Below are 9,030 nucleotides of genomic sequence, written 5' to 3' on the forward strand. Positions count from 1 at the left end.
ATCGCTGCTGCTGCCGGCGGTGGCGCTGGCGCTGCCGCAGGCGGCGATCCTGGCGCGCGTCGCCCGCTCGGCGCTGATCGAGGTGCTCAACGAAGACTATATCCGCACCGCCCGCGCCAAAGGCCTGCCCTACCGCGCCGTGCTCTGGCGCCACGCGCTGCGCAACGCCATGATCCCGGTGCTCACCATTATCGGCCTGCAATTCGCGTTCCTGCTTGCCGGCACCATCATCATCGAGAATGTCTTCTATCTGCCGGGGCTTGGACGGCTGGTTTTCCAAGCCATCACCCAGCGCGACCTGATCGTCGTCGAGAGCGTCGTCATGCTGCTGGTCGCCGCCGTGATCGCCGTCAATCTGCTGGTCGACTTCTCCTACGCCGTTGTCGATCCGCGGCTCAGGGGCCGGCAATGATAATGCGCGTCGACCTGCCCGAGGAAACGCTTGCCGGGGTTCTGGCCAAAGCCTTCGGCAACCGCTCTTTTCTGATCGGCTTCGCCATCACGCTGCTGGTGGCCGCGATTGCGCTGCTCTCCTTTGCATGGACGCCCTACGACGTCACCAAGCTGGTCATCGCAGACAAGACGCAGGCGCCCTCGTGGACGCATTGGTTCGGCACCGACCATTTCGGTCGCGACATCCTTTCGATGATCATGGTCGGCGCACGCAACTCGATCGCGGTAGCGCTGGTGGCGGTCGGCATCGGCATGGGCATCGGCGTGCCGCTCGGCGCCTTCGCGGCGGCGCGGGGCGGCCTTGCCGACGAGGCGCTGATGCGCATCAACGATCTCGTCTTCGCCTTCCCGGCACTACTGTCGGCGATCATGATCACCGCCATCTTCGGGCCGGGCGCCGTCAACGCCATCATCGCCATTGGCATCTTCAACATCCCGGTCTTCGCGCGCGTCGCCCGCGCCGGCGCCTTGGCGATCTGGCCGCGCGAATTCATCCTCGCCGCGCGCGCTGCCGGCAAGGGCATGACGCAGATTTCTGTCGAGCACATCCTGCCCAACATCGCGACGCTGCTGCTGGTACAGGGCACGATCCAGTTTGCGCTGGGCATCCTCGCCGAAGCGGGGCTTTCCTATGTGGGCCTGGGCGCGCAGCCGCCAATGCCGAGCTGGGGCCGCATGCTGTTCGACGCGCAGACGCGGATGGTGACGGCGCCGTGGATGGCAATCTTTCCCGGCATGGCGATCATCGTGACCGTGCTTGGGCTCAACCTGCTCGGCGACGGCATCGCCGACATCCTCGATCCGAAATCGCGGCGGCGGCGATGAGCCTGCTCCAGATCGAGAACCTATCGCTTGTCATCGGCGGAACGCGGATCCTGAAGCAGGTCGAGCTTGCGATTGCGCCTGGCGAGGTGGTCGGCCTGGTCGGCGAATCCGGTTCCGGGAAATCGATGACGGCGCTGACGATCATGAGCCTGCTGCCGCATCTAGCTCAAACCAGCGGACGCGTCACTTTCGACGGCATCGACCTCCTTGCAGCGAGCGAGGACCAGATGTGCGCGCTGCGCGGCGACGACATCGGCATGGTTTTCCAGGAGCCGATGACGGCGCTCAATCCAGTCAAGACCATCGGCGAGCAGGTGGCCGAGGGCATTCGCTGGCACACCAGGGCGGGCCGCGCCGAGGCCGAGGATCGCGCGCGAAAAATGCTCGACCGTGTCGGCCTGCCGGAAGCCAAGTTCCCACTGTCGCGCTACCCGCATGAGCTCTCCGGCGGGCAGCGCCAGCGCGTCGTCATCGCCATCGCCTGCGCGCTGAAGCCAAAATTGCTGATTGCCGACGAGCCGACCACGGCGCTCGATGTGGTGCTGCAGGCGCAGATCCTCGACCTGCTGCGCGATCTGGTCAGCGAAAACCGCATGGGCCTGCTGCTCATCTCGCACGACCTTGCGGTAGTGACCGAGATGGCCGACCGCCTGACCATCCTGCGCGGTGGCGAAGTGATGGAAGCCGGCGACACCGCGCGCACGCTGTCGGCACAACACCACCCCTACACGCGCGAGCTGGCGCTGGCTTCCATGCATGTGCCGGCGCGGCCCAAAAAACACCTTGCCGGTTCGGCAAAGCCGCTGCTCGAAGTCGAAGGCCTGAGCCGCGACTATCCGGGTCGGCGCAAATCCTTGTTCCGAGCGGCAGAGCCAATCCACGCCGTCGACGATGTATCGCTAACCATCGAGCCGGCCCAGTCGGTAGCCCTCGTTGGCCGTTCCGGCTGTGGCAAATCCACGCTCGCCCGCATGATCCTGGCATTGGACAAGTCGACGGCGGGCTCAATCCGCTTTCGCGGCCAAACCATCACCGGCAAGTCAGAGGCCGAGCTGAAGCCGGCCAGGCGCGACATGCAGGTTGTCTTCCAGGACCCTTACGGCTCCTTCGATCCACGCCAGAAGGTCGAGAAGCTGGTCGCCGAGCCGTTGCATCTTCTCGAGACCCAGCCGTCGAAAGCCGAGCGGCGCGAGATGGTCGCGCATGCGCTGCATGAGGTCGGACTCGGCCCGCGCGACATGGACAAATATCCGCATGAATTCTCGGGCGGCCAGCGCCAGCGCCTATCGATCGCCCGCGCCATCATCACCCGCCCGAAACTGGTCGTCGCCGACGAGCCGGTCTCGGCGCTGGATGTCTCGATCCGCGCCCAGATCCTCGACCTCTTCGCCGAGCTTAACCAGAAGCTCGGCATCGCCTATCTGTTCATCACCCATGACCTGACGGTTGCCCGCGCCATGTCGGACGAAGTGCTGGTCATGCATGAGGGCAAGATAGTCGAGCGCGGCAGGACGGCCGATGTGCTCGACAGCCCGCGCTCGGAAGCCGCGCAGGCGCTGGTCGCGGCGGCGCCGGACCTTCACCGTGCGATCGCGCGACGCATGCAGGAACAAGGGTAAGCCGCGAGCCCGCGCTCAGCCCTCCGGTTTGACCAAATCCACCGGGCTGATGTCGAGCAAGTCGAGCGTGCGACGCAGCAGCTTCACCTCGCTCTCGGCAAGCTTGGAATCCGCCTTCGCGATCTCGGCCATGTGGCGCGCAAGCAGCTTTCGCCGCTCGACATCGAGGTCGCGGAACAGCGCGATCGCTTGTGAGCCGTTGGTCTCGTAGCCGTAGTCGTTGAGATATTCGACGACGCTGTCGATCGAGGCTTCGGGAATGCCGAAGGCTTCCTTGCAGATGTGCCGGAAGGCGACCATCTCGCTCTCCGACACCGCGCCGTCGGCCAGGATCATCCGGAACAGCATCAGAAGCTCGGCCGACAGCACCGGATCGTCCGCTACCTTGCGCACGCCCGGGTCGCCGTCGAAGATCGAACGTATCTGGTCGAGCAGCGCCATCGCCGTAAGCCTCCCCTTGCGATTCCGTTGAAATTGTTAGCGTGGAATCGGTCTTGCGCAAACTGTCTAAGCATGATGGAAGCAGCCGTCCCCCGCCTTGACCCACAGCCCGATGATCGACCTTACCTTGCAGACTGTCTTCATGCTCACCGCTGCCGCTTTCGCGGCGGGCTTCGTCGACTCGATCGCCGGCGGTGGCGGCCTGATCACCATCCCGGCGCTGCTCCTGGCGGGCTTCTCTCCGGTGGCAGCGCTCGGCACCAACAAGCTGCAGGGCATGTTCGGGTCCGGCTCGGCCACGATCCACTATGCCGCGAACGGCCAGGTCGATTTGCGCCGACAATTGCCTTCCGCACTGCTGGCCCTTGTTGGCGGCGCCATCGGCGCCCTGCTGGCGACGATCGTGCCCGGCGACTTCCTGCGTGCCCTTTTGCCGGTTCTCTTGATCGCGATCGCTCTATACTTCGCGTTCAAACCCAACATGAACGACGTTGACCGCGCAGAGCGTCTGTCACCGCTCCTATTCGGCCTAACGGTTGTGCCTGCCATCGGCTTGTACGACGGTCTGTTCGGCCCAGGCACGGGCTCGTTCCTTATGCTCGCCTTCGTCAGCCTTGCCGGCTATGGTCTGCTCAAGGCGACCGCGCACACCAAGCTGCTCAATTTCGCCTCCAACATCGGCGGCTTCGTCGTCTTCGCCGCCGTCGGCGTCATCGACTGGAAGATCGGTCTGATGATGGGTGTCGCCCAGTTTCTGGGCGCCCGCCTCGGCGCAGGCCTCGCCATCAAAATCGGCGCAAGACTGATCAAGCCGCTGCTGGTGATCGTGTGTGTAGCGCTGGCGGTGAAGCTGCTTGCCGACCCGGCCAATCCCCTACGCCAACTCATTGGTGTGTGACTGTCCTGCTGGTAGAATTCGGGTGTTGCGAATCATGTTGGAGGGACCAGACATGAATCTTAGTGCGCCCACGCAGATCGTGTTCATTATTTCGTTGGTCATCGCCGCCATCGGCCTTCTCGCCGCTCTCGGCCTTCTTGCGTTCATTCCTCTCGCGTCGGTGTGGATCATGCTCATCGCCTATGTCGTGCTCGCCGGCGGCTGCCTGATGCGCGGCGCCTAAAGCAATCCAGGAAAAGTGTGGAGCAACTCGGAGCGCCCGGCCCTGCCGGGCGCTTTTGATTTTTGCGAGCGTGTTCTGCTAGGCTTGCGGCATGTCCGACGAGACGGAGCGCCATCGGGAGGATACTCGCTCTCCCGCCCTCCATTCCGAGATGGTGCGGCGCAAACCCGCCGCCCCGCTCGCAGGCATCGTCACGGATATCTGCGGCTATCGGGAAATATTGCCCGGCCATTTCCGCATGGTCGAATATGCCTCGCTGACCGTACCCCTGGTGATCAGCTTCGCCGAAGCCTTCGCCATCGGGCTCGGCCGCAGCCCGGGCGACAACGATCGCTACGCCAGCTTCGCCGCCGGTCTCTATGCCGGCCCGGTCATGATCGAATCCTTCGGCGCCGCCTGCTGTGTCCAGGTCAATTTCACGCCGCTTGGCGCCAGGCAATTCTTCGGCCTGCCGATGAGTGAGTTGCGCGACCGCATGGTCGGGTTGGACGATGCGATGGGCTTTGATGGCATCGCGCTGCGCGAACAGCTCGGCGAAGCGTCGGATTGGGACAAGCGCTTCGACATTGCCGAGGGTTTCATCGCAGGCCGACTCGCGGACGCGCATGCGCTTTCGCCCGAAATCGCCTGGGCCTACCGGACGGTCATCGCATCGGGCGGCCGCACCCGCATTTCGGCGCTCGCCAGCGAGATTGGCTGGAGCCGCAAGCATCTGGCGGCGAAATTCACCGACGCGACCGGCATCGGCCCGAAGACATTGTCACGCATCGTGCGCTTCAACCGCGCGCTGTCGCTGTCGAAGCGGCAGGACGACAACTGGGCCGGCATTGCCGCCGATTGCGGCTACGCCGACCAGGCGCATCTGGTGCGCGAATTCCGTCAGCTTGCCGGCGAAACGCCATCCGGGCTCGCCACGTGGATCTAAGCTTCAGGCGAGGTAACATTTCTTCAAGACGTGGAAACCGCCTTCGCACAGACTGGCATCCATTCAACCAGCACAGGGATATTGTCATGCCAGCAACAAACGAAGCACCCCGTCTCTATCCAGCCCTGCGATACAGGAACGCCGCTAGGATGATCGACTGGCTCAGCGAGGCCTTCGGCTTCGAACTGCGCGCCCGTTATGGCGATGGCGACATCGTTCACCACGCGGAACTGACCTTTGGGTCCTCGATGATCATGCTGGGCACCGCGCGCGACGACGACTACGGCAAGATGGTCGGCGAGCCCGGCGGTGGCGGCGGCAAGTCCATCTACATCGCCGTCGATGATGCCGATGCCGCCTATGCCAAGGCGAAAAAGGCCGGCGCCAGGATCACCCAGGAACTGGTCGACCGCGACTATGGCAGTCGCGAGTTCATCTGCCTCGACCCCGAAGGCAATGTCTGATCCTTCGGCACCTACTGGCCGAAGGCGGGCGAGAAGGCGTAGTTGCTATCCGCGCCGGCATTTGCGGCTGGCGAAAACGCCTGAACCTCGTCATCCACGGGCGGAGCGGGAGCGAAGCGGACGCGAAGACCCGAGGATCCATTCCGTGACCTCGATCGAAGGGCGCAGAGGAGCAGAATTCTGCACGGTAGCAACGCCTTACCGTCACGGAATGGATCCTCGGGTCTGCGCCGCGTCGCTTCGATCCTTACTCCGCCCGTGGATGACGATGCGGCGGAAGCTTTCGCTAATGGCAAGCGTATGCGCATCGAGGGGAGGACCTACCGCGCCAGCCCGAAAATCGCATCGCAGTCGAGATGCTTCTCCAGCTCGGCCGCGACCTCGTCCAGCGCCTTCTCGACCTCGGCGCGATAGTCGATGCCCCCATCCTTGACCCCGAGGCTCGCAAGGTAGGCCGCGCGAAAAGCGTCCGCTGCAAACAGCCCATGCAGATAGGTACCGATAACCTTGCCATCGGCGGAGACCGCGCCGTCCTCGAGGCCGTTGATGATCGCCGAAGGCCGCGCGGCGTCCGGGCCGGTGGTGCGGCCGAGATGGATCTCGTAGCCTTCGAGCGGCAGGCCGAATTGCACCGAATGAGCGCTCGAGTTGCGCACCGTCTTTTCCGGTTCCATCACCGTCTCGATGTCGAGCAGGCCAAGGCCCTCCGTCTCGATGACGCTGCCTTCGATGCCATCGGGGTCGCGAACCTTGCGGCCGAGCATCTGATATCCGCCGCAGATGCCGACGACATGGCCGCCGCGTTTGCGGTGCGCGGCAAGGTCGCGATCCCAGCCATTCTCGCGGAATTTTATCAGATCGCCGATGGTCGATTTCGAGCCCGGAATGACCACCAGCCCGGCATCTTCCGGGAGCGGCTTTCCCGGCGGCACGAACACCACCTCGACCTGCGGCTCGGCCTTGAGCGGATCGAGATCGTCGAAGTTGGCGATCCGCGCCAGCATGGGCACCGCCACCTTCAGCGCCCGCCTTTCGCCCGAGGCAAGTCGCTCGAGCACAACCGAATCTTCGGACGGCAGCCTTGCCGCGGACTTCAGCCAGGGCACGAGGCCGAAACAGCGCCAGCCGGTAAACTTGCCGATGGCGCTGACCCCATCGTCGAACAGCGAGACATCGCCGCGGAACTTGTTGATGAGATAGCCGGCGATCATGCGCCGGTCTTCCTCCGGCAGGATCAGATGCGTGCCGGCGACGGAAGCAATGACGCCGCCGCGGTCGATGTCGCCGATAAGCACCACCGGGACGTTGGTACGCGTGGCAAAGCCCATATTGGCGATGTCGCGGCTCCTAAGGTTGATCTCGGCCGGCGAGCCGGCGCCCTCGACGATGACGAGGTCGGCGTCCTCGCCGACCTTCGCCCAGGAATCGAGCACCGCATCCATCAGCCTGGCCTTCATCGCCTGATAGTCGCGCGCCCGCGCCTCGCCAAAAACCTTGCCCTGCACCACCACTTGCGAGCCGATGTCGCTTTGCGGCTTGAGCAGCACCGGGTTCATGTGCACGGTCGGCCTCACCCCGCAGGCCAGCGCCTGCAGCCACTGCCCGCGGCCGATCTCGCCGCCGCCGGTCTTGTTGTTGCCGGGGATGTCGGCGACGGCGGCGTTGTTGGACATGTTCTGCGGCTTGAACGGCCTGACCTTCAGTCCGCGTTTTTTTGCTGCCCGGCAGAGCCCCGCCACCAGCACCGTCTTGCCGACATCCGAGCCGGTGCCTTGCAGCATGATCGCCCTGACCATCAGCCCCTGCCCTCCGCGCCGATGATCGATTTCTGCGCGAGCGGTCCACCTCGCCAGATATAGAGCGCCATCAGAGGCTCCTTGCCGGTACGCATGGCGTGATTGACGTTGGACGCATGGTGGATGATTTCGCCCGCCGCTCGAACCCGAAAGCCGGCCCCGCCCATGCGCCACTCGGTGCTGCCGGTCAGCGGAATGTAGATCTCCTCGGCGGTGTGGTGGTGGTCTGGGTAGACACTGTCGGGCCCGAGGATCAGCAGGCCGCCCGCGACCTCGTCATTGGCGAAATGCCCCCGCGTGCCGAACACCTCCAGCCAGCCGTAATTGTCGATGAAGAGCTGTCCGAAATCGGCAGCGGTATAAGTCTGGCCCCAGCACAGCTCATTGCGATGGTCCGCGATGAACCGCGTCAGCGGCCCGGCGTCCCGCGGCGCAAGCTCCGCAATCCGATCGAGATGGCGAAGGCACCGAAGCGCACGTGGTTCGCGCGAACGAGAGGGCATGTGCCAATCGATGCGCGCGACGGCGTCCGCAACCAGATCGCTGTCGATGCCGGCGAGATAGAAGTGGAACCTGTCCAGCAGCTGATCGAAAATTGTCGGCACGCAAAACTCCGTTGATCAATCCATGCACAGCCGGTCCGCGGCGGGCTGGGTTGCGCGGCGGCATCATTGGTCTAGATTGATGGCTGCGCAAAGCCAAAAACGACAGGCCGCAAGGCCTGAAACGACAGGGAGCACGCCATGGACGCGGCAGTCGATGCGGGCACTGGCCAATTCGAACTCACCGAGCAACAGCGCGCCATGAAGGAGATGGCTGAGGCCTTCGCGGCCGATCGGGTCGCGCCGAACGCGCTCGACTGGGACCGGGCAAAGCACTTTCCGGCCGACGTGATCCGCGAGACCGGACCGCTCGGCCTGGGCGGCATCTATGTCCGCGACGATGTCGGCGGCTCGGCGCTCGGTCGGCTGGATGCGGTGCTGATCTTCGAGGCGCTGGCGCATGCCGATCCGGCCTTCTCCTCCTTCATCTCCATCCACAACATGGCGGCATCAATGATCGACCGCTTCGGCAGCGACGAGCAACGCCGGCGCTTCCTGCCGAAGCTGACCTCCATGGAATGGCTGGCGAGCTATTGCCTGACCGAGCCCGGCTCCGGCTCCGATGCCGCCGCCTTGAAGACGAGAGCGGTGAGGAGCGGCGGCGACTATGTCTTGAACGGCGCCAAGCAGTTCATCTCCGGCGCTGGCGACAGCGACGTCTATGTCGTCATGGCGCGCACCGGCGGCGACGGGCCCAAAGGCATTTCGACCCTGGTGGTGCCCAAGGATGCGCCCGGCCTCTCCTTCGGCGCCAATGAGCACAAGATGGGTTGGCATATGCAGT

11 protein-coding genes are annotated in these 9,030 nt (G+C 64.4%); 8 read left to right on the top strand and 3 right to left on the bottom strand.

The genetic code is table 11. The annotated features are described in order from the left end of the window. From EOA79_RS25785 to EOA79_RS25795, 3 genes are all read left to right on the top strand, one after another. The coding region (locus tag EOA79_RS25785) for an ABC transporter permease (protein ID WP_164893947.1) at positions 1 to 412 on the top strand (412 nt) is incomplete at its 5' end. After that, a complete protein-coding gene (locus EOA79_RS25790) occupies positions 409 to 1,278 on the top strand; it encodes an ABC transporter permease (protein ID WP_095825655.1) in 870 nt (289 codons plus the stop codon). The genes EOA79_RS25785 and EOA79_RS25790, both read left to right, overlap by 4 nt. After that, positions 1,275 to 2,897, top strand: a complete 1,623-nt coding sequence (locus EOA79_RS25795; RefSeq protein WP_095825656.1) for a dipeptide ABC transporter ATP-binding protein — start codon at positions 1,275 to 1,277, stop codon at positions 2,895 to 2,897. The genes EOA79_RS25790 and EOA79_RS25795 overlap by 4 nt, the downstream gene beginning before the upstream one ends. 15 nt (positions 2,898 to 2,912) lie before the next feature. Here the strand turns inward: EOA79_RS25795 and EOA79_RS25800 are convergent, their stop codons facing one another. Beyond that, complete coding sequence (locus EOA79_RS25800) at positions 2,913 to 3,338, bottom strand: TerB family tellurite resistance protein (RefSeq protein ID WP_066999766.1); 426 nt, start codon at positions 3,336 to 3,338, stop codon at positions 2,913 to 2,915. Between the two features lie 112 nt (positions 3,339 to 3,450). On the opposite strand from EOA79_RS25800, the gene EOA79_RS25805 reads away from it, so the two are divergent. The 4 genes from EOA79_RS25805 to EOA79_RS25820 all read left to right on the top strand — a co-directional run bounded on the left by EOA79_RS25805 (position 3,451) and on the right by EOA79_RS25820 (position 5,848). Next, positions 3,451 to 4,236 carry a TSUP family transporter gene (locus EOA79_RS25805; RefSeq protein ID WP_067329380.1) on the top strand — a complete coding sequence of 262 codons (786 nt, stop codon included), beginning with the start codon at positions 3,451 to 3,453 and terminating at the stop codon, positions 4,234 to 4,236. Between the two features lie 52 nt (positions 4,237 to 4,288). After that, positions 4,289 to 4,459, top strand: a complete 171-nt coding sequence (locus tag EOA79_RS25810; protein ID WP_082954093.1) for a hypothetical protein — start codon at positions 4,289 to 4,291, stop codon at positions 4,457 to 4,459. Between the two features lie 91 nt (positions 4,460 to 4,550). After that, positions 4,551 to 5,384 (top strand): helix-turn-helix transcriptional regulator, encoded by an 834-nt coding sequence (locus tag EOA79_RS25815; RefSeq protein WP_095825658.1) that lies wholly within the window; start codon positions 4,551 to 4,553, stop codon positions 5,382 to 5,384. A gap of 86 nt (positions 5,385 to 5,470) precedes the next feature. After that, positions 5,471 to 5,848 (top strand): VOC family protein, encoded by a 378-nt coding sequence (locus EOA79_RS25820; RefSeq protein ID WP_095825659.1) that lies wholly within the window; start codon positions 5,471 to 5,473, stop codon positions 5,846 to 5,848. A gap of 320 nt (positions 5,849 to 6,168) precedes the next feature. On the opposite strand, the gene EOA79_RS25825 is transcribed toward EOA79_RS25820, so the two are convergent. Further along, positions 6,169 to 7,644 carry a cobyric acid synthase gene (locus EOA79_RS25825; RefSeq protein ID WP_095825660.1) on the bottom strand — a complete coding sequence of 492 codons (1,476 nt, stop codon included), beginning with the start codon at positions 7,642 to 7,644 and terminating at the stop codon, positions 6,169 to 6,171. Next, positions 7,644 to 8,249, bottom strand: coding sequence for a dimethylsulfonioproprionate lyase family protein (locus EOA79_RS25830; RefSeq protein ID WP_095825661.1), 606 nt, complete (start codon positions 8,247 to 8,249; stop codon positions 7,644 to 7,646). Before EOA79_RS25830 ends, EOA79_RS25825 begins: the two co-directional genes overlap by 1 nt. Before the next feature lie 138 nt (positions 8,250 to 8,387). Here EOA79_RS25830 and EOA79_RS25835 point away from each other — a divergent pair. Then, the coding region (locus EOA79_RS25835; RefSeq protein WP_206639267.1) for an acyl-CoA dehydrogenase family protein at positions 8,388 to 9,030 on the top strand (643 nt) is incomplete at its 3' end.

The sequence above is a fragment of the Mesorhizobium sp. M1A.F.Ca.IN.020.03.2.1 genome, from assembly GCF_004023205.1.
GTDB lineage: Bacteria > Pseudomonadota > Alphaproteobacteria > Rhizobiales > Rhizobiaceae > Mesorhizobium.